The 20,862-nt window shown below is 58.3% G+C and carries 17 protein-coding genes and 1 pseudogene; 8 read left to right on the top strand and 10 right to left on the bottom strand.

From position 1 onward, the window contains the following. Window positions 1–21 precede the first annotated feature (21 nt). From ACOTW6_RS01620 to ACOTW6_RS01590, 7 genes and pseudogenes are all read right to left on the bottom strand, one after another. The gene (locus ACOTW6_RS01620) at window positions 22–948 is read right to left on the bottom strand and encodes an oligopeptide/dipeptide ABC transporter ATP-binding protein (RefSeq protein ID WP_213788792.1); all 927 of its coding nucleotides are present in this window, start codon (window positions 946–948) and stop codon (window positions 22–24) included. Further along, window positions 941–1,927 (bottom strand): ABC transporter ATP-binding protein, encoded by a 987-nt coding sequence (locus tag ACOTW6_RS01615; protein WP_032671167.1) that lies wholly within the window; start codon window positions 1,925–1,927, stop codon window positions 941–943. The genes ACOTW6_RS01620 and ACOTW6_RS01615 overlap by 8 nt, the downstream gene beginning before the upstream one ends. Then, on the bottom strand, window positions 1,924–2,820 hold the full coding sequence (gene ddpC, locus ACOTW6_RS01610; RefSeq protein ID WP_045906673.1) for a D,D-dipeptide ABC transporter permease: 897 nt from the start codon (window positions 2,818–2,820) through the stop codon (window positions 1,924–1,926). The genes ACOTW6_RS01615 and ddpC overlap by 4 nt, the downstream gene beginning before the upstream one ends. Further along, window positions 2,817–3,839: an ABC transporter permease gene (locus tag ACOTW6_RS01605; protein ID WP_003857077.1), complete on the bottom strand. Its 1,023-nt coding sequence runs from the start codon at window positions 3,837–3,839 to the stop codon at window positions 2,817–2,819. The genes ddpC and ACOTW6_RS01605 overlap by 4 nt, the downstream gene beginning before the upstream one ends. Before the next feature lie 23 nt (window positions 3,840–3,862). After that, the gene (locus tag ACOTW6_RS01600) at window positions 3,863–5,395 is read right to left on the bottom strand and encodes an ABC transporter substrate-binding protein (protein ID WP_063132695.1); all 1,533 of its coding nucleotides are present in this window, start codon (window positions 5,393–5,395) and stop codon (window positions 3,863–3,865) included. 36 nt (window positions 5,396–5,431) lie between these two features. Continuing rightward, window positions 5,432–5,983, bottom strand: coding sequence for a D-alanyl-D-alanine dipeptidase (gene ddpX, locus ACOTW6_RS01595; protein WP_213788791.1), 552 nt, complete (start codon window positions 5,981–5,983; stop codon window positions 5,432–5,434). A 12-nt stretch (window positions 5,984–5,995) separates the two neighbouring features. After that, window positions 5,996–6,858: pseudogene (locus tag ACOTW6_RS01590) on the bottom strand (MurR/RpiR family transcriptional regulator). Between the two features lie 267 nt (window positions 6,859–7,125). Between ACOTW6_RS01590 and ACOTW6_RS01585 the strand changes: the two are divergent. The 8 genes from ACOTW6_RS01585 (at window position 7,126) to dsbG (ending at window position 17,536) form a co-directional block, all read left to right on the top strand. Further along, window positions 7,126–8,613 (top strand): alpha/beta hydrolase, encoded by a 1,488-nt coding sequence (locus ACOTW6_RS01585; RefSeq protein ID WP_213788790.1) that lies wholly within the window; start codon window positions 7,126–7,128, stop codon window positions 8,611–8,613. 71 nt (window positions 8,614–8,684) lie between these two features. Continuing rightward, window positions 8,685–9,896, top strand: coding sequence for a diguanylate phosphodiesterase (locus ACOTW6_RS01580; protein ID WP_163324041.1), 1,212 nt, complete (start codon window positions 8,685–8,687; stop codon window positions 9,894–9,896). 88 nt (window positions 9,897–9,984) lie between these two features. Then, the gene (locus tag ACOTW6_RS01575; protein WP_194302577.1) at window positions 9,985–10,881 is read left to right on the top strand and encodes an aminoimidazole riboside kinase; all 897 of its coding nucleotides are present in this window, start codon (window positions 9,985–9,987) and stop codon (window positions 10,879–10,881) included. A gap of 168 nt (window positions 10,882–11,049) precedes the next feature. Continuing rightward, the gene (locus ACOTW6_RS01570) at window positions 11,050–12,567 is read left to right on the top strand and encodes a carbohydrate porin (protein WP_194302576.1); all 1,518 of its coding nucleotides are present in this window, start codon (window positions 11,050–11,052) and stop codon (window positions 12,565–12,567) included. A gap of 66 nt (window positions 12,568–12,633) precedes the next feature. Beyond that, on the top strand, window positions 12,634–14,004 hold the full coding sequence (locus ACOTW6_RS01565; protein ID WP_003857085.1) for a sucrose-specific PTS transporter subunit IIBC: 1,371 nt from the start codon (window positions 12,634–12,636) through the stop codon (window positions 14,002–14,004). Continuing rightward, on the top strand, window positions 14,004–15,410 hold the full coding sequence (locus tag ACOTW6_RS01560) for a sucrose-6-phosphate hydrolase (RefSeq protein ID WP_213788789.1): 1,407 nt from the start codon (window positions 14,004–14,006) through the stop codon (window positions 15,408–15,410). The genes ACOTW6_RS01565 and ACOTW6_RS01560 overlap by 1 nt, the downstream gene beginning before the upstream one ends. Before the next feature lie 28 nt (window positions 15,411–15,438). Then, window positions 15,439–16,455 carry a LacI family DNA-binding transcriptional regulator gene (locus tag ACOTW6_RS01555; RefSeq protein WP_017693400.1) on the top strand — a complete coding sequence of 339 codons (1,017 nt, stop codon included), beginning with the start codon at window positions 15,439–15,441 and terminating at the stop codon, window positions 16,453–16,455. 304 nt (window positions 16,456–16,759) lie between these two features. Continuing rightward, window positions 16,760–17,536, top strand: coding sequence for a thiol:disulfide interchange protein DsbG (gene dsbG, locus ACOTW6_RS01550; RefSeq protein WP_213788788.1), 777 nt, complete (start codon window positions 16,760–16,762; stop codon window positions 17,534–17,536). A gap of 39 nt (window positions 17,537–17,575) precedes the next feature. Here dsbG and ACOTW6_RS01545 read toward each other — a convergent pair whose 3' ends face one another. The 3 genes from ACOTW6_RS01545 to ACOTW6_RS01535 all read right to left on the bottom strand — a co-directional run bounded on the left by ACOTW6_RS01545 (window position 17,576) and on the right by ACOTW6_RS01535 (window position 20,772). Then, entirely contained in the window at window positions 17,576–18,865 is a 1,290-nt protein-coding gene (locus tag ACOTW6_RS01545; protein WP_213788787.1) for a glycoside hydrolase family 10 protein, read from the bottom strand. 7 nt (window positions 18,866–18,872) lie between these two features. Then, window positions 18,873–19,160, bottom strand: a complete 288-nt coding sequence (locus tag ACOTW6_RS01540) for a VF530 family DNA-binding protein (protein ID WP_000123965.1) — start codon at window positions 19,158–19,160, stop codon at window positions 18,873–18,875. Window positions 19,161–19,290: 130 nt separating this feature from the next. Beyond that, on the bottom strand, window positions 19,291–20,772 hold the full coding sequence (locus ACOTW6_RS01535) for a UbiD family decarboxylase (protein WP_213788786.1): 1,482 nt from the start codon (window positions 20,770–20,772) through the stop codon (window positions 19,291–19,293). Between the last annotated feature and the right edge of the window lie 90 nt (window positions 20,773–20,862).

Here is a 20,862-nt window from a genome sequence, read left to right as displayed (position 1 = left end):
CGGGCAAATGCCCGGCTCCTTTTAACAGTTACGCCAGCAGCGTACGCTTCGGCCTTCGGCTGCGGGCTGAAGCGGCTGCGGCTGTTCACATCCCTGCATCGCCAGCGGGCAGCGGTCGCGGAAGTAGCAGCCATCAGGCAGGTGGCGATTACCGGGGAGATCGGTTTTGCGTAATGCCAGATCTTCGTCCAGCGGTTCGCCGATACGGGGAACGGAGTCAAGCAGCAACTGCGTATACGGATGCCGGGGCTGACTCAGCACCTGGTCCGCCGGACCCAGCTCCACAATCTGCCCCAGATACATCACCGCCACCCGATCGCTCATGTGCCGGACCACCGAGACGTTGTGCGAGATCAGCACGTAGGTCAGATTTCGCTGCTGTTGCAGGACAACCAGCAAATTGAGGATCTGCGCCTGGACGGAAATATCCAGCGCGCTGGTAGGTTCATCCAGCACGATGATGTCCGGATCCGAAGAGAGCGCCCGGGCAATAGCGATGCGCTGGCGCTGTCCGCCCGAAAACGCATGCGGCAGGCGGTCAAGATATTCCGCCCGAATGCCCACCTGCTGCGCCAGCGTCTCAGCCAGCTGACGACGCTCCCGTTCGCTGCGGCGTTGCTGTATCCACACCGGCTCGGTGATGATGCGCCAGACGGGTAAACGCGGATCGAGGGACGAGAGCGGGTCCTGAAATACCATCTGCATACCGCCTGCCGCATTCGCGCGCTGACAGGCACCGGTACTCGGTTTGAGCATGCCCATCAGCAGCTGCGCCAGCGTGCTCTTTCCGCAACCAGATTCCCCCACAACGCCCAGCGTTTCGCCGCGATGGATCCGGAGATCCATGCCGTTGAGGGCGTGTACCTGCTCCGTCACGCGCCCCAGCCAGTTTTTGCGCGCAGGAAAATTCACATGCACGCTATCCAGTTCCAGCAGTACCTCAGACATGGCGTCTCTCCTGTTGTGGGTACCAGCAGGCAGCCTGCTGGCCTTCTGCGCCCGTGGAAATTAAGCGCGGCGTTTCGCTGCATTTCGCTCCGGCAGCAAAACAGCGCTCGCGAAAAGCACATCCGCGCGGGAGGTGGCTGAGGTTAGGCACCGTGCCGGGAATGGCCGGGAGGATCTCGCGCGGTTCGCCATTTTCCGGGGCACACCGCAGCAGGCCAATCGAATAGGGGTGTACAGGATGGTGGATCAAGGTCTGCGTGCTGCCGCTTTCGATCACGCTGCCCGCGTACATAACGTACATCCGGTCACAAAGCTGCGACACCACCGCCATATCGTGACTGATAAACAGCACCGACGTCCCGCTGGCGCGCGCTTTGTGTTTCAGCAGACGCAGCACCTGACGCTGAACGGTCACGTCCAGCGCGGTGGTCGGCTCATCGGCAATGATCAGCTCCGGCTCGCAGGAGAAGGCAAGGGCGATCATCACCCGCTGGCGCATGCCGCCAGAAAGCTCAAACGGATAGCGATCCATCACCTGTGCCGCATCCGGGATTTGCATCTCGCCCAGCAGGGCGATCGCCTTCTGCTGCGCGTCGCGACGGGAAAGCGACTGATGCTGGCGGATCACCTCCACCATCTGCCTGCCAATCCGGCGCGTGGGGTTGAGCGCCGTCATCGGCTCCTGAAAAATCATCGCCACCCTGGCGCCGCGCCACTGACGAAGCTGTTTTTCCGACGCGTTCAGGACATCTTCCCCAAGCAGCGTGACTCGGCCATGGTGAATATGGTAACTGCCTTCCGGCAGCAGGCGCATCGCCAGCATTGCAGTGACCGATTTTCCCGAGCCGGATTCGCCCACCACACCGACAATTTCACCCCGGCCAATCTCCAGCGACACGTGGTTGAGCGCGTGGACGTCACCGCGAAAAATGGGGAAGCTCAGGTGCAAATCTTCAATCGATAATACGGAATCACTCATGACTGCTTCCCTCCTGATTTGGGATCCAGCAGGTCGCGAAGACCATCGCCAAATAGATTAAACCCAACCGCTGTGATCAGAATTGCCGCCCCCGGAAACGCGCAGTACCACCACTGGTCAAGCACGTAGTTACGCCCCACGGCCACCATCGCGCCCCATTCGGCGGTGGGCTGCTGCGCGCCTAATCCAATAAAGCCGAGCGTGGCGGCCATCAGAATGGCGCTGCCGATATCCAGCGATGCCTGAACGATCAGCGGCGGCAGGGCGTTACGCAGGATATGCCAGCTGATCAGGTGCCAGCGCGACGCGCCAAAGGTGCGGGCGGCCTGCACGTAGGTGAACTGGCGCACCACCAGCGTTTGCCCGCGTGCCAGCCGCACGTAAAACGGAATGCGTACAATCGCAATCGCCAGCATCGCGTTAAACAGGCTTGGGCCGAGCGCGGCGGCCAGCGCCATCGTCAGCACCAGCGAGGGGATGGAGAGCATAATGTCCATGACGCGCATAATGATGGCGTCGCCGCGCCCGCCGAGTACGCCGGACAAACAGCCGAGCAGCGAACCGATGCCGCCCGCAATCACCACCACCGCCAGCCCCGCCGTGATGGACTGCTGGCTGCCCACCAGCACGCGGCTGAACAGATCCCGGCCCACCTCATCGGTGCCAAACCAGTGCTGGGCTGAAGGCGCCTGCAATCGCGCGGTCAGATCCAGCGCGTTCGGATCGTGCGGGACTATCCACGGCGAGACCACCATCATCAGCAGCATCACGATCATAATCACCCCGCCGATCAGCGTGAGCGGGCTTTTGCGTAGCATCCAGAACAGCTTTGCCCAGTTGATGCGCTGTTTGGCGGTGCTGACAGGGACGGGCGTTTCCTGAGTTAACATCATTCGGCACCTCCGCGCCCGATTCGCGGGTCGATCCACAGATACAGCAGATCCACCACCAGATTGACGAAGACATAGGCCAGCGATACCACGACCGCGAAGCCCATGACGGCAGGGAAGTCCAGCGCCTGAATGGAGGTCACCACCCAGGCTCCCATTCCCGGCCAGGCAAACACGGTTTCGGTAAGGACTGCCCCATACAGCAGATCGCCCAGCGCCAGCCCGAGCACGGTAATGGAGGGGATCATGGCGTTGGGTAAGGCGTAGCGCAGCACGATGTACCAGCCCGGCAACCCGCTCGCGCGGGCGGTACGAATATAATCCTCGCTAAGCTGCTCCAGCATCGCGGAACGCACCTGACGCGCCACAATACCCAGATGCACAAAGGCCAGGGTCAGGGAGGGTAGAATCAGGTGCTGTAGGGCGTTGAAAAACACCTCGCCGTTGCCTTCCAGCAGGGCGTCCAGCAGATAAAAGCCGGTAACGTGGGCAGGCGGATCGAGCCAGTCGTCCAGCCTGCCGCCGCCGGGCAGAATTTGCAGTTGCCCGTAGAACAGAACGATTACCCCCAGTCCCAGCCAGAAGGCAGGCGTCGAGATGCCCGTCATCGCCATCAGTCGCACCAGGTGATCCAGCCAGCGGTTACGGTACACCGCCGATAAAATGCCCAGCGGTACGCCAATCACCAGCGCCAGCAGCAAAGAGCAGAAGGCCAGCTCCAGCGTGGCGGGGAAGAAGGCTTTCAAATCTTCCGCAACGGGGCGACCGGTGCGAATGGACGTGCCCAGATCGCCGTGCGCCAGCGCCTCTACATAGCGGCCAAACTGAATATAGAGCGGTTGATCCAGCCCCAGCTGCTGGCGGATGCCCTGCACAATTTCATCGCTGGCGCGGTCACCGGCCAGCAGGCGGGCCGGATCGCCGGGGATCAGGTGTGAAATAATAAAAGTAATAATACAGACACCGGCCACCACCAGGATTAACCCCCAGCAGCGCTGGCGCACAATGCTCCAGAACGTCATACACTTCCCCCCGGCGTGGGCCGTTACTTACTCATGGTGGCGATGTTAAAGACCTGCTCAAGCATCGGATTAAAAGTGAAGCCTTTGACCTCTTTGTTCATCGCCAGCTGGTAGTTCTTCTGGAACAGATAAACGTAAGCCGCCTCGTCAATCACCACTTTCTGCGCCTGCTGGTAATCTTTGGTGCGTTCCGCCTGATCGGTGGTTTTCAGTGCCGCCTGCAACAATGCATCGACCTCTTTGTTCTCATAGAATGAGCGGTTCCCCGGCAGCCCTTTTTTGTCCGATTCGAACCAGTAGTTCATGAACATGTACGGGTCAGCGAAGTCCGGGCTCCAGTTACCAATCGCAATGTCATAATCACCTTTGCCGACGCGGTCGCGCATGGTGGCGTTCGCCAGTTTCTCAAGCTTGACGTTAATCCCCAGCTTGCCCAGGCTCGCCTGCGTGGAGAGGGCGATAGGCTCCCAGTTCGGGTCGTTATCGGAGTAGAGGAACGTCAGGCTGGCCGGTTTATCGTTGACTTTCTCCAGCGCCGCTTTGGCCTTAGCCTCGTCAAAGCTGTACTGCATGGCGTTCGCATCGAAGCCCCACATGCCCTCCGGGATCGGGCCGCGCATCTGCTTGCCGTTCCCGCTGAGAATGCCTTTCACCATCCCCTGATAATCGGTGGCCCAGGAGACCGCGCGGCGCAAGTCCACCTGATTCATCGGAGGCTTACTGTTGTTCAGATAGAGGTAGGTCACCCGCAGGGACGGGTATTCCGCCACGGCCACTTTGCCTTCCTGCTTCAGGGCAGCAAGCTGATCCACCGGCAGGGCGTCGGCGATATCCAGATCGCCACGGGAAAGTTGCAGGCGACGCGAGGCGCTTTCACCGATAATCTTCACCGAGACGCGCTTGAAGTGCGGCTTTTCACCCGGCCAGTGTGGGTTGGGCACCATCACCAGCTGCTGACCTTTCCGCCAGCTTTTCAGCATAAACGGTCCGGAACCCGCGGTGTTTTGCGCCAGGAAACCGCGCGCGTCGTCGGCGGCATTGGCTTTCAGCACCGCCGGGTTGACGATCGACGCGCCGTCATTGGCCAGCGTGTAGAGGAACGGGGCGAACGGCTGGCTGAGGGTGAATTTCACCGTATGCTCATCCACCGCGTCCACTTTCAAATCTTTCGGGAACGCTTCGGAAGGTCCCTGATTAATTTTCAGCAGACGTTCAAACGACAGCTTGACCGCTTCGGCGGTCACCGGCGTGCCGTCGGAGAATTTTGCATTATCTGCCAGGGTGAACGTCCACTCTTTCTGGTCGTCAGACGCCTTCCAGCCCGTCGACAGATCGCCTTCCACCTCCGTGGTGCCAGGCTTGTATTTCACCAGACGCTGGTACGAGGGGTAGGTCACCGTCCAGTCGTTGTTATCGATAGTGACCGCCGGATCCAGCGTTTGCGGATCGGCAGCTTTCCCAATCACCAGCATATCTTTCGGCACCGCCGCCTGCGCGAGAGGGGCGCTCAGGGCGAGCGTAGCGGCAATCAGGGTTGTAAGCAGCGTTGTTTTCATGGCCGGGCTCCAGAATTACAGTGAGTGTGTGGTCGGTTAACAGGCGAACTGGTCATCTAACAGCGGGTAGCTGGCAGCGTTCGGCAGTTCGAAATGCCACCATTCGCTGCTGATGCCCACAAAACCGCCGCCGTACATCACGGCGTTCAGGAGCAGACGATTTCGCTGCGCCTCAGGCGGAACGGAAGGGTGCCAGGCATGAGAACGGTCGTCCATTTCGTCAAACCCGGCGCCCATATCCAGCACGTTGTCGTGTTCATCCATCAGCGTGACGTCAATGGCGGTGCCCCGGCTGTGGTTAGAGCCAATTGCGACATCCACCACGTATTCCGGATTGGGGCAGGCATCCCAGAGTTGCGCCTGCGCCTGCTGGGGGCGGTAGGCGTCGTAAACCACCAGCTTCAGACCGGCCAGCGCGGCGATGCTGATCGCTTTCGCCAGCGCGGTGGCGGCATCCGTATGCAGCAGGCACGCGGCGTGCTGGTAGATCGGGCGGCCGGTGATGTTATCGGCGGTCGCGTATTTCAGATCGATATGCAGCGTGGGAAAGGTTTTCGCCACATCAATCAGTTGACTCTCTTCAGGCATAGCTCCGCTCCTTTAGCGTTCAAATTGTCCAAACTCTTGTTGTAGTTGTCGGTTGATTGCCAGACGTTCCGGCAGCGCATCCCCCAGCGCCTCCACAACGCCCGACAGCAGCAGGTTGAACAGACAGCTCACCGGCGCCAGCGAATCCCAGAAATGGCCGGTATCGGTTTTCACCTGGAGTAAATCAATCGGGTAATCCCGCGCCCACGGGCACCAGATATCGGTGATCAGCGCCATCGCCAGGCCTTTTTCGCTCGCCACGCGGCAGTACTGGCGGGCAATGGCGGAGTAGGCGCGGGTATCCGTCAGCACGATATACGGGTTCGCAAAGCCGGAATTAAGCGACTCCACCCAGCTACCGGAGAGCCCTTCGGAATAGCTCACCCGCGGGCGCAGGTACTCCAGATGGCTGAAGAACGCATTGGCGATCCCGCGCGTGGACTGGATCCCCAGCACGAAGACGGCGTCGGCATGGGTAAGTTGCTGGACCACCTGCCTGAACGTTTCGCTTTGCGCCAGCTGATAAACATGGGCAATGGCGTCCACCTCAAGCGACAGGGAGTGCTGAAGGCGATCCGACAGCGGCTGTTGCTGCTTCCAGGAGTCGAGACGCTCGTTAATGCCCCAGGGCTGGTGGGGATCGCGCAGGCTTTTTTTGGCGTCGTCCAGGTTGCGATAGCCCAGCTTGCGCAGAAAGCGTCCGACGGTGATCCCGCTGGTGGCCGTGGCCAGCGCCACGCTCTCTGCCGTTTTGCCGTTTCAAAGGGGATCTGACCGACGTGCGCCAGCATCCAGCTTGCCACCCGCTTTTCGCTCGGGGTGAGCTGGCTAAAGGTCGCTTCGATACGGCTCAACACCTCAGGTTTGGTCGTCATACCGCCTCGCTGTTAACTGGCTGTCAAAGGCCGGGTTTCTGTTACCGGATTAACAATGCAGGACGCGTGCCATGTTCACATTGCGGCGAAAACGCGCTGTGCAGCAAAGTTAATGCAATATTTGTTTAACAGATGATCAACATTTGTGCAGCGTAGTTCACTTTTGGTGCAGTGTGCAGGCTGAGGGGTATCTATTTGGTGAATACGTCAGCCTCTTCACATTTTTTGGTAAGATGAACGCTCTGGGAATGGGAGAGGGAGCCTTACATGGCGAATTTGCCCTGGCGGGTCAGCGTGCGCCTGATGGCTCTCGCAAAAAAAATAGCGATGGTCATCGGGATCATTGTGCTCGTTTTGCTGGCGGTGCGGGTTTATCTTTCGCAGCAGGGGCCGGCCCTGCATCACTGGCACACCTGGCGGGCTGACGAAATGTCCGTGCAGGAGATGGATAACGCGACCTTCGCAGCGTATGTCGCGCGGGAAAACGCCATCTTCACCGCTCTCGACGCTGAGGTGACAGCGAAAGTCACCCCCGCAGAGCGCACGCCGCTGAACCGTTATTACCGCCAGAGCCTGGTGTGGCCAGGACACTTTTCCCCGGATGCAAACCGGTCGTTCGTGTTGATGCCTGCCGGGAAGCCGCGCGGGGCGGTGGTATTGCTGCACGGTCTGACGGACTCGCCCTACAGCGTCAGGCATCTGGCTGTGAATTATCAACAGCACGGCTTTGTGGCCGTAGTGCCTCGTTTGCCCGGACACGGCACGGCGCCGGGCGCGCTGACAGACGTTGACTGGGAGGCGTGGCTGGCGGCAACGCGCCTTGCGGTTCGTGAAGCGACACGCCTGACGGGGAACGATCTCCCCCTGCATCTGGTGGGCTACTCCAACGGCGGGGCGCTGGCGATGAAATACGCCCTCGACGCCCTTGATGCGCCTGAACTGCGTAAACCTCAGCAGATCGTTTTGCTCTCCCCGATGATTGGCGTCACGGCGTTTGCGCGCTTTGCCGGATTCGCCGGGCTACCGGCTATGTTACCGGCGTTTGCCAAAGCCGCGTGGCTTAACATTTCGCCTGAATATAATCCTTATAAATACAATTCGTTCCCGGTGAATGCGGCACGTCAGTCCTGGCTACTCACCCAGGCGCTGCATGAGCAGATAAATCGCGATGTTCTTGATCACAAACTGGCGCAGCTCCCGCCGATACTTGCTTTCCAGTCGGTCATGGATTCAACGGTCAGTACCCGCGCCGTGGTCAGCGGGCTGTTTGACCAGCTTCCGGCAAACGGCAGCGAACTGGTGGTTTTTGATATCAACCAGGCCGGGAGTTTCCGTCCACTGTTCAGGCCATCATCCTGGACGGCGGTGGCTGACCTGCTGCCCGAGGCGAAAAGACGTTACAGTGTCACAATTGTGACCAATGCCAGCCCCGACAGGTTTGATATGGTGGCAAAGACAACGCCAGCGGGTAGCACCCGGGAAACGGTGATGCCGCTGTCGGTCGCGTATCCGCAGGAGGTTTATTCCCTGTCTCATGTTGCCATTCCGTTCCCGCCGGATGACGATCTGTATGGCCGCCATCCTGAGGTGAAAAACCACTATGGTATCAGCCTCGGGACGATAGCCCTGTGGGGAGAAACATCGGTTCTGAGTGTCGGCAAAGATGCGCTGATGCGGGTGACGTCGAATCCGTTCTACGATTATATGCAGACGCGGATCAACAGCCGTATCGGGGAGAATCAAGCCCAACAATAGATTAGGTCACACCGGGGAACTGTGTTAAACAGTACCGTTCAGGCGTATACCCCATACCGGACCCCGTTTCTGTGCTGACAACTCTTATTTATCGAAGCCAGCTGAGCTTAACCTGCACCTCCGCAGCGTTAAGCGCGCTGGTTGAACAGGCCAGGATCCGTAACACGGAGCAGGGCATCTCAGGCATTCTTCTCTCCCGTGGACGTGACGTTCTGCAAATTCTCGAAGGCACGGAACAGCGCGTCGTCGCGCTTTTTAACACCATCCGTGCGGATGACCGGCATACCGGCGTAGTGGAGCTGATGCGCGATTACGGCCCGCGCAGACGTTTCGAAGACGTGGGAATGCTGCTGTTTGACCTGGACGTTCAGACCCCGAAAGCGGTTCTGGCGTCGGTTCTGCATTACAGCAAGCTGGAAAGCTATCTCACTTCTGAGGATCGGGTCTTCAAATTCATTCAGACCTTTATCACCGGCAAAACCGCTATCCCACCCGCTTCGGACTATGAGCCTGATAAATGGACGCTTTCGCGAGAGCGCGCGCCGTTTGGAAAAGGGTTAGGTCTGCTGGCGGGACAGCCCTGCCAGTTTGCGCTGCAACCCATTGTCGAGCCGTCCGAAGGCAAAATCAGTTCTCTCGAAGCGCTTATACGCGGAAACGACGGCGGCAGCCCGGAGCATTTCTTCCGTAGTCTCGATCGTGAACAGATTTACGAAGTCGACCTGCAAACCAAAGCCTGGACCTTTGCGCTGGCGCAAAAGCTGGGCATCGGCAGCCACAAACTGGCGGTGAACCTGCTGCCAATGTCGCTGGTTAACGTGCCGGGTGCGGTAGAGTTCCTGGTAACGCAGATCAAAAAGCACGGTCTACAGCCAGAGCAGGTGGTCATCGAAGTCACTGAGAACGAGATGATTTCCGGCTTCAACCAGTTTAACAGCGCCATTAAACAGCTGCGGGCGGAAGGGGTTGGGCTGGCGATAGATGATTTTGGTTCCGGCTATGCTGGTCTTTCACTGCTCACGCGGTTCCAGCCGGATAAGCTCAAAATCGACAGAGAGATCGTCAGCGATATCCACCTGAGCGGGCCCAAGCAGGCGATTGTGAAGTCGATAATCAGCTGCTGCACCGATCTGGAGATTACGCTGGTCGCAGAAGGCATTGAGAAGATAGAAGAGTGGTGCTGGCTTGAATCCGCCGGTATTCGCCGCTTCCAGGGATTTTTATTCGCCCGCCCGCAGCTTAACGGTGTGGGTGATATTCACTGGCCCCATCGGGTGGGTTAAGCAAATTTTCCCTCGCCATATTTCCCCGACACCCTGCCTGTGCTTAAATAGCTAAACCGGTTTAACATGATTTAGCTAAGAAGGTGATATGGAGACGATCTGGGTACTTGGCGATGCCGTGGTGGATCTGTTGCCCGACGGAGAGGGTAAACTGCTGCAATGTCCGGGCGGCGCACCGGCCAATGTCGCGGTAGGGATTGCGCGTCTGGGCGGCAGAAGCGCGTTTATAGGCCGGGTGGGCGACGACCCCTTCGGGCGCTTTATGCAAAAAACGCTTGCGGATGAGCAGGTTAATACAGAATGGCTGCGCCTGGACCCGCAGCATCGCACCTCCACGGTGGTGGTGGATCTCGATAACGACGGTGAACGTTCCTTTACCTTTATGGTTCGCCCGAGCGCTGATTTATTCCTCGACTCTGCCGATCTCCCGCCATTCCGCGCCGGGGAGTGGCTGCACGTCTGCTCTATCGCGCTTAGCGCCGAACCCAGCCGTTCCGCGACGTTTCAGGCGATGGCCGCGATCAGACAGGCGGGGGGATTCGTCAGCTTTGACCCCAATATCCGCGCCGATCTCTGGCACGATGAAGTCGAGCTGCGCCAGTGTCTTGAGCGGGCATTAGCCTGTGCAGATGTGGTGAAAATCTCGGTGGAAGAGCTGGCGTTCTTAACCGGAAATGCGCAGGTCCATGAGGGGCTGGCGGCGCTGATGCGCACCTGTCCGGCCAGGCTGGTGCTGGTGACGCAGGGAAAAGAGGGCGTGACCGCCTGGCAGGGAGGCGCGTTGACGCACTATCCTGCATCACCCGTGGAATGCATTGATACCACCGGCGCGGGGGATGCTTTCGTCGCCGGACTGCTGTTCGGTCTGGCTCGTGATGCCCAGGCCCGTCTTTCAGAGGTCATCACGCTGGCGCAGCGCTGCGGGGCGCTGGCGACAACCGCAAAAGGGGCAATGACCGCGCTGCCTTATCATCACGAACTGTAATTCACCTCTCCAGGCCACCGGTCGGCGGCCTGAATTGTCGCCTCGATCACACTTACTAAAACGGTTTAGCAAAAAACATTGCCGATCCAAAATTCAACGGTTTAGTATCATCCTAAACCGGTTTAGCAATTTAGCACTTTCACCGATAGTTATTAGGGATGCGACAAAATGTATAAAAAACGCAGACTTGCCGTGATGATAGGCATGCTGGCCGGCAGTACCTCTGTTTTTGCCCAGACGGATATGTCCCGTATCGAAGCGCGCCTGGCGGCGCTGGAGCAGCGTTTGCAGGAGGCGGAAACCCGCGCGCAGGTTGCTGAAAAACGCGCCACGGCAGCGGAACAGAAAACGCAGCAGCTGGTGGCGGCGCAGCAGGAAGCGCAAACCTCCACACAGGCGGTGGCGCAACGTACCACGGCGCTGGAAGAGAAAGCCGACCGGACAGGTGGTTTTGAATTTCACGGTTACGCCCGTTCCGGCCTGCTGATGAACGACGCGGCCTCCAGCAGCAAAAGCGGCCCTTATCTGACGCCCGCCGGGGAAACGGGTGGGGCCATCGGGCGTCTGGGGAACGAAGCAGATACCTACGTTGAGCTGAATGTTGAGCACAAACAGACGCTGGAGAATGGCGCGACGACGCGCTTTAAGGCGATGCTGGCCGACGGTCAGAAAACCTATAACGACTGGTCGGCAGACAGCAGCGACCTGAACATTCGTCAGGCCTTTGCCGAGCTGGGCAATCTGCCGGACTTTACCGGCGCGCTGAAGGGCAGCACCTTCTGGGCGGGTAAGCGTTTTGACCGCGACAACTTCGACATTCACTGGCTGGATTCCGACGTGGTATTTCTCGCCGGGACCGGCGGCGGCGTCTACGACGTGAAGTGGAACGATACGCTGCACAGTAACTTCTCCCTTTATGGCCGTAACTTCGGCAGCGAAGAGGAGATCGACAACAACGTTCAGAACTACATCCTTAGCATGAATCACTTCGCCGGGCCGGTGCAGATGATGGTCAGCGGCTTACGGGCAAAAGATAATGACGACCGTAAGAACAGCAACGGCGATCCGATAAAAACCGACGCGGCCAATAACGGGGTGCATGCGCTGGTTGGTCTGCATAACGAGAGCTTCTACGGCCTGCGGGAAGGTTCTGCCAAAACGGCGCTGCTTTACGGCCACGGTCTGGGCGCCGAGGTGAAAAGCATTGGTTCAGACGGCGCGCTGCTGTCAGAAGCCGATACCTGGCGTTTTGCAAGTTACGGTGTCACGCCGCTGGGCGGTGGCTGGCACATTGCGCCCGCCGTGCTGGCGCAAAGCAGTAAGGACCGCTACGTGAAGGGCGACAGCTATGAGTGGGTCACGCTCAATACGCGTCTGATCAAAGAGGTGACCCAGAATTTCGCCCTCGCGTTCGAGGGCAGCTATCAATACATGGATTTAAACCCGGAAGGCTACAAGGATCGCAATGCGGTTAACGGTAGCTTCTACAAGCTGACCTTCGCCCCGACGTTAAAAGCGGGCAAGATTGGCGATTTCTTCAGCCGTCCGGAGCTGCGCCTGTTCGCCACCTGGATGGACTGGAGCAGCAAGCTGGATAACTACGCCAGCGATGACGCATTTGGCAGCAGCGGCTTCAACGCGGGCGGGGAATGGAACTTTGGGGTGCAGATGGAAACCTGGTTTTAACCCTTCACGCTCCCGCATCGCGGGGGCGTTTCGAACACCATAAAAAGAGGTCAGGAAGAGGTATCTATGGATTTTAATCATATTGCGCGCGAGCTTATTCCGCTGCTCGGTGGCAAAGAGAACATTGCCAGCGCGGCACATTGCGCCACGCGCCTTCGTCTGGTGCTGGTCGATGATGCGCTTGCCGACCAGCAGGCTATCGGCAAGGTTGAAGGCGTGAAAGGCTGTTTTCGAAACGCCGGGCAGATGCAGGTGATCTTCGGCACCGGGGTGGTGAATAAGGTTTACGCGGCGTTTATTCAGGCGGCAGGGATTAGCGAGTCCAGCAAATCGGAAGCGGCGGATATTGCGGCTCGCAAGCTGAACCCGTTCCAGCGTATCGCGCGTCTGCTCTCCAACATCTTCGTGCCGATTATCCCGGCGATCGTGGCCTCGGGTCTGCTGATGGGCCTGCTGGGGATGGTTAAAACCTACGGCTGGGTTAATCCGGATAACGCGCTCTATATCATGCTGGATATGTGCAGCTCGGCGGCGTTTATTATTCTGCCGATCCTGATTGGCTTCACCGCCGCGCGGGAGTTTGGCGGCAACCCGTATCTGGGGGCAACGCTCGGCGGCATCCTGACTCATCCGGCGCTGACCAACGCCTGGGGCGTAGCGTCCGGTTTCCACACCATGAACTTCTTCGGTCTTGAAATCGCCATGATTGGCTATCAGGGAACCGTCTTCCCGGTGCTGCTGGCGGTGTGGTTTATGAGCATTGTGGAAAAACAGCTGCGCCGGGCGATCCCGGATGCGTTAGATCTGATCCTGACGCCGTTCCTGACCGTCATTATCTCCGGCTTCATTGCGCTGTTGATTATTGGCCCGGCGGGACGCGCGCTGGGCGACGGGATCTCCTTCATTCTCAGCACCCTGATTGCCCACGCGGGCTGGCTGGCCGGGCTGCTGTTTGGTGGGCTCTATTCGGTGATTGTCATTACCGGTATTCACCACAGCTTCCACGCCATTGAGGCCGGGCTGCTGGGTAATCCGTCAATTGGCGTTAACTTCCTGCTGCCGATCTGGGCGATGGCGAACGTGGCGCAGGGCGGGGCGTGTCTGGCGGTGTGGTTCAAAACCCGTGATGCCAAAATCAAAGCCATTACCTTACCGTCGGCGTTTTCCGCGATGCTGGGCATCACCGAAGCGGCAATTTTTGGCATCAACCTGCGTTTTGTGAAGCCGTTCATCGCGGCGCTGATCGGCGGTGCGGCAGGCGGTGCCTGGGTGGTGTCGGTGCATGTCTACATGACCGCCGTTGGGCTGACGGCGCTTCCCGGCATGGCGATTGTCCAGGCCAGCTCACTGCTCAACTATATTATCGGCATGGTGATTGCCTTTGGCGTGGCGTTCACCGTCTCTCTGCTGCTGAAATATAAAACGGACTCTGAATAATGACCTTATCTTCCCGCTGGCCTGCCGTGTTGCAGGCCGTGATGCAAGGCCAGCCGCGTGCGCTGGCGGACAGCCACTATCCGCAGTGGCATCCCGCGCCGGTGACAGGGCTGATGAACGATCCGAACGGGTTTATCTGGTTTGCCGGGCGCTACCATCTGTTTTATCAGTGGAACCCGCTGGGCTGCGATCATCGCTACAAGTGTTGGGGGCACTGGAGCTCAGCAGATCTGGTGCACTGGCAGCACGAGCCAATGGCGCTGATGCCTGACGAAGAGTATGACCGCAATGGCTGTTACTCCGGCAGCGCCGTGGATAACAACGGCGTGATGACCCTGTGCTATACCGGCAACGTTAAGTTTGACGATGGCGGCCGCACCGCCTGGCAGTGTCTGGCGGTGCAAAATGACGATGGCACGTTTGCCAAACTGGGACCGGTGTTGCCCCTGCCGGACGGGTATACCGGGCACGTCCGCGATCCGAAAGTGTGGCGCCATGACGGGCTGTGGTACATGGTGCTCGGCGCGCAGGATCGACAGCAGCGCGGCAAGGTGCTGCTGTTTACGTCAGCCGATTTACACACCTGGGCGTCCTGCGGCGAAATCGCTGGTCACGGCGTCAACGGACTCACGGACGCGGGCTATATGTGGGAGTGCCCGGATCTGTTTGCGCTTGATGGCACACACGTCTTGATCTGCTGCCCGCAGGGGCTGGCGCGCGAACCGCATCGCTATCTCAACACCTATCCGGCTGTCTGGATGAGCGGGGCATTTGATTATCAGACGCCTGCATTTGCGCACGGCGAGCTGCATGAGCTTGACGCCGGTTTCGAATTTTACGCGCCGCAAACCACGGTGGCAGAAGATGGCCGCCGCATCCTCATCGGCTGGATGGGCGTGCCGGACGGCGAAGAGATGCTCCAGCCTACGCGGGCGCACGGCTGGATCCACCAGATGACCTGTCCACGCGAGCTGCGCTACCGCGACGGTAAGCTCTGGCAAACCCCGGTCCGTGAGCTGGAAACGCTGCGCGAGGATGAACATCACTGGCAGGGACGCGCCAGCGATGCCCCGGTGCTGGCGGGAGCGCGTCTTGAGTTCGAACTGAGCGCGCCGAGCGTGAACGTGGATTTTGCCGGCGCGTTGCGGCTGATTGTGAATGATGAGGGGATCCGCCTGGAACGCGCCAGCCTGGAAACCGGAGAGACGCTGACCCGCTACTGGCAGGGCAATGTTCATCATTTACGCGTGCTGTGCGACCGTTCCAGCGTCGAAATATTCATCAATCACGGTGAAGGCGTCATGAGCAGCCGCTATTTTCCTGACCATCCGGCCCAGGTACGCTTCGAAGGTGCGTCCGATATCACATTACGCTACTGGTCGCTGCGCAGCTGCATGATAGAATAGAGGTTTTGGCAGCCGGATCTAAGTCGTTGTGAGAAAAACAAAACGCGTCACCATTAAAGATATCGCGGAGCTGGCGGGGGTATCAAAAGCCACCGCCAGCCTGGTTCTGAACGGCCGCAGCAAAGAGCTTCGGGTGGCGGAGGAGACGCGCGAGCGCGTGCTGGCGATTGCCAAAGAACATCATTATCAGCCCAGTATTCACGCCCGTTCGCTGCGGGACAACCGCAGCCACACCATTGGTCTGGTGGTGCCGGAAATCACCAACTACGGGTTTGCCGTTTTTTCTCATGAGCTGGAGACCCTTTGCCGAGAGGCGGGTGTTCAGCTGCTGATCTCCTGTAGCGATGAAAATCCGGGCCAGGAGACGGTGGTGGTCAATAACATGGTGGCCCGCCAGGTGGACGGGCTGATTGTCGCCTCCAGCATGCTCAACGACGCGGACTATCAAAAGCTGAGCGAACAGCTGCCCGTTGTGCTTTTTGACCGTCATATGAACGACAGTTCTTTGCCGCTGGTTCTCACCGATTCAATTACCCCAACCGCCACGCTGGTGGCCGACATCGCGCGCCAGCATCCGGATGAGTTCTACTTCCTCGGCGGTCAGCCGCGGCTTTCCCCGACGCGTGACCGTCTGGAAGGGTTTAAGCAGGGGCTACGTGACGCTGGCGTCGAGTTACGTCCGGAGTGGATCATTCATGGTAATTACCATCCGAGCTCCGGCTACGAAATGTTTGCCGAGCTTTGCGCGCGCCTGGGCCGCCCGCCAAAAGCCCTCTTTACCGCCGCTTGCGGTCTGCTGGAAGGGGTGTTGCGCTATATGGGGCAACATAATCTGCTGCAAAGCGATATGCGTCTGGCCAGCTTTGACGATCACTATCTCTATGATTCTCTGACCATTCCTGTTGATACCGTTCGTCAGGATAACCGACAGCTCGCCTGGCACTGCTTTGATCTGATTGGCAAACTGATTGAAGGGGAAACGCCGGAGCCGATCCAGCGTAAGCTGGATGCCACCCTGCAACGGCGATACAAGGCCGTGGAGTGACAGGGTAACGTCTGAGGGGGGCATCAAATTCAGGTGGTTTTGTCCATTATCGATCCCATTAACCACAGCCGAACCCTGCGCGTCAGGGTTATGGAGTATGTGAAAAGGGTGGAAGCGGGGGACGCTACCTTCAGCCAATACAGTTATCCCTACAAAGCCGCTATCACATAAATTTTATCTTTCCCCGGCAATATTTCTGTTCCTCATCCGTCTACCTCATCAGAGACCATAAGGATATTTATGAAGCGTTGACAGGGCAATAAACTTCGACCACTCTGAAAAACAATATCTTAGAGGGGGCGTTATGCTTCAACGGTTAGCAAAGAAAAAGGTGCTGTTACTCTCTGCTCTGATGATTTCAGGGCTGGTCAGGGCAGAGGAGTCGCTTCCGGATGTGGTGAAGCACTTCAGCGAACAGCAGGACATCAAAATCATTAAGAAAATTGACGCCCCCGGCGGCGCGCCAGCGTGGCTGGGACAATATCAGGACATGGGCGTGACGCTCTTTCTGACCCCTGACGGAAAGCACGTCGTGTCTGGCTATCTGTATGATGAGAAGGGAACCAACCTCAGCGAAGCCTTTTTCCAGAAAGAGATCTACGCCCCGATGGGCCGCGAGATGTGGAAAAAGCTTAATGCCGCGCATCCCCTGAAGGAGGGCGCGGAGAATGCCCCGCGTAAAGTCTTTGTCTTTGCCGACCCGTTCTGCCCGTACTGCAAGCAGTTCTGGGCTGAAGCGCAGCCGTGGGTGAAGGCTGGCAAGGTTCAGCTCAATACGCTGCTGGTTGCGTTTCTTAACCCGAACAGCGGGCGTTACGCCTCCGCGATCCTGAATGCGAAAGATCCGGTATCGGCCTGGAAAGCGTACGAGCTGTCCGGCGGTAAAAAGCTGCCGAAACCTGAAGCTGCGGCTTCCCGGGAAACCGTTGAGATCCTGCAAAATCACCAGACGCTCATGGACAGTCTCGGCGCGAATGCCACACCGGCTATCTATTACCTGAATGAGCAAAACGAACTGCAACAGGTCGTGGGTATGCCAGACGCAAAACAGCTTGAGGCGATGTTCGGGCCGAAGCCGTAAAAAGAAAGGCAGAAACAGGACGTTTCTGCCTTTTTTCAGTTAACTACCCCAGCGTCCCCGGAGGTAATTAACTGCCTCCTGCGTCTGAGGCTGGTTAAGATAGTCTTCACGGAACAGGATGGTGCCCTTAACGTCTGGCAGTGAATCGTTGAGATCGAGCTGTTTTTTCAGCTCCGGTACGCCGCCGTTCACCGTCCAGTCCGGTTCGTTTCTGGAAGGCGCGCCCACTTTGTAGAACGCGATCCCGATATACAGGCGGGTGTGGGTCGGTTTCACCACGTCAGCCCACCATTTTGTCAGCACATCGTAACGTGCCGCGTCGCGGGCGAAGGGCCAGTAGATCTGCGGCGCAATGTAATCCAGTAAACCCTGCTGTACCCATTTGCGCGTGTCAGCGTAGGACTCATCGTAGGCTGCGGCGCCGCGCGTGTCCGAGCCTGCCGGGTCGAAGGAGCGATTGCGCCAGACCCCCGCCGGGCTAACGCCAAATTCGACATCAGGTTTAGCCTGCTTGATCGCCCTTGAGACCTGCACAATCAACTGCTGCGTATTGTGTCGACGCCAGTCCGCTTTTGACGCAAATCCTTCGCCATAGCTTCTGAAGGTCAAGGCATCATTCAGGGGGGAGCCCGGCGTCTCGGTGTAAAAATAGTCATCGAACTGAACGCCGTCGACAGGGTAGTGATTCACCACTTCCATCACCACCTGGGTTATCCAGTCCCGCACCTCGGGAATGCCCGGGTCGAGAACAAAACGATCCCCCGAGGTGCGGATCCACTCCGGATGCTGGACGTACACGCTGGAAGGATGAAGCGACGAGGTGCGGTTAAGCGCGGCGATGGTCGACGGCTTCGTGTTGGTGGAAACGCGGTACGGGTTAAACCAGGCATGAACCTTCATCCCGCGCTTGTGCGCTTCATCCAGCATAAACTGGAGCGGATCGTAACCGGGATCTTCCCCGATAGTTCCCGTCAGGGTATCTGACCAGGGCAGTATTTTAGAGGCCCACAGCGCCGTACTGTCCGGTTTTACCTGAAAGAAGACGGTGTTGATCCCAAGATTTTTCAGCTTATCGAGTTTGTCCGTCAGCGCCTTCTGTTGCTGGGCGATACGCTGGTCCGCGCTACGGCTATTCACCGATGACACGGGAGGCCAGTCGAGACGGGAGACGGTCGCCAGCCAGATCCCGCGCATGGGTTCGTTGGTCTGCTGTAGAGGTTTCGCCTGCGGCAGCGGGGTAACGAGTGATTTGGGTGGTTTGGAAGTGCAACTTACCAGTAAAAGCGCGCAGCCAAGCAGCGCGGCAGTCCGTTTTACGTGTCGCATCATTTGCGTGTTAGCTCCTGGGTGTCCGGCTATCCGTCCAGGGATTAAACGCCGGTTCGTCCTGTTCCCCGTTACCGTCATCGTGAAGAGAGTCGAGGTAGAGGGCTTCAACTTCCGCCCGCGCCCATGGGGTGCGGCGCAGGAACTTCAGACTCGATTTCACGCTCGGGTCTTTGCGAAAACAGTTGATTTTGATTCGGTTGCCCAGTTCATTCCAGCCATATCGCGCAACCAGCGCGTTAACCTGCATTTCGAGGGTTACGCCATGCAAAGGATCGTTGGAAATGTGTGCTGTCATAGGCGTCCGGTAGTCTCATTTTTTATGGGGATGTGATAAACGCTCAAAGGTTACAAGAAAGCAGGGGATGCGGCAATTTCAGCGTGAGGTTCTTCACCCGTGAAGGGTGAAGAAGATTTTCCGGTTAACGCTATTTTTTAAACAGTTCAGGCGCCCACGGCGTCGGGTCTACCTCCATAAAGGGCGCACGCTCAAAGCGGGACTTCAGCTCCCAGGGCACCGTACAGTCGAAAATCGTTTTGCAGGTGATCCCGTTGCCACGAATGGAGGGGCTGTAGTCCGGCGCCTGAGACGGATCGAGCTGGTGTCCGCGGATCCCCGGCAGATGGGTGATGCTGACATCGCCCTGCATACGGGTGGTCATCGCCCACAGGATGTCGTCGCTGTCGAAAATATCCACATCTTCGTCGACGAGAATAATGTTTTTAAGCTCGGAATAGGTGGCTAACGCAATGAGTGCCGCCTGACCCTGACGCCCTTCGTCAGAGGGCTGGCGTTTTTTCACCTGCAATACGCCAAGGAATTTCCCGCCGCCAGCGGTATGCGCATAGACGTTTTGCAGAAAACCGGGGATGGCTTCTTCCACCGCATTCCGGATGCTGGCCTCCGTTGGCAAACCGGCCAGCGTGGTGTGCTCTTCGCCCGGTCCCACCAGAGTTTGCAGGATCGCCTGATGACGCATCGTGACGGCCTTTACTTTGATTACCGGTAAGGAGGGGTTAGCCTCCCCGCAGTAGCCGGGAAATTCCGGCATCGCGTGCCCGGTGTGGGTATGCTGATCTTCTTCTACGCGCACGCCAGGCAGCAGTTCGCCTTCGATGATAATTTCCGCACGCGCAATCGCTTTTTCATTTACGGCCACACCCTGTACCAGCTCGACGGGTGCCTGACGTAACGCACCGGCGACACCCAGCTCGTTGTAGCCGAAGGGCGTGGTAGGGGCTTCGAAACAGGCGCCAATATAGATAGCGGGATCGAGACCCATATTGATCGTGACCGGCAACGGTTTGCCCGCCTCCTCGGCTTTCTTACGGAACACCTCTATATGGCGGCCCGCGGCAAGGAACATGGAGAGCTCATCGCGCGCCTGAACGCAAAGACGGTGAATAGTGACATCGGTCAGCGAGGCATCTTCCGGATCGCTTGCCAGCACCAGCCCCAGACAGAAGAACGGACCGGCATCTATCGGCGTGTTGGTCGGTGCCGGAAGCAATTTACGCAGATCGAAGTCCGGATCGTCGGCATAAAACACCTGTTCCTGACACGGCGCCTGGGCCGCCGGAACCACAACGGGAGCAATCGGGTTTTTCACGGCCTGGCCGACGTGTTTTGCCAGTTCAGAGGGCTCGCAGCCCAACAGGAGCGCCGCCCGCTCGCGGCTGGCGTGCATTCCGACCAGAATACGGGAGTCGGGATACCCCTTTATAGCGTTAAACATCATCGCCGGGCCGATGCGCGTCGGACGTTTTACCGTGCCGCCAGCACCAATATGCCGGTACACACCCGCCAGCTCCGCGTCAGGATCGACCGGATGGCTGGTTTCAAGGTATTGACCTTCATGGCGTTTGAGCAGTTCGATAGCACTTCTGAGATCGTTGATGTGGTTTTCCATATTGTCCCCCTTGGATGAATGCTTCCATTCTTAACCGGACGAAGAGGGCTATCAATTGCATCATTTATGCTATTTTAATATGAATTTTAT

The sequence above is a fragment of the Enterobacter cloacae complex sp. IR5403 genome (assembly GCF_049238705.1).
In the GTDB taxonomy this organism is placed as follows: Bacteria; Pseudomonadota; Gammaproteobacteria; order Enterobacterales; family Enterobacteriaceae; genus Enterobacter; species Enterobacter hormaechei_C.
The sequence above is the reverse complement of the archived record's forward strand: the minus strand, read 5'-3'. Positions and strand labels throughout refer to the sequence as shown.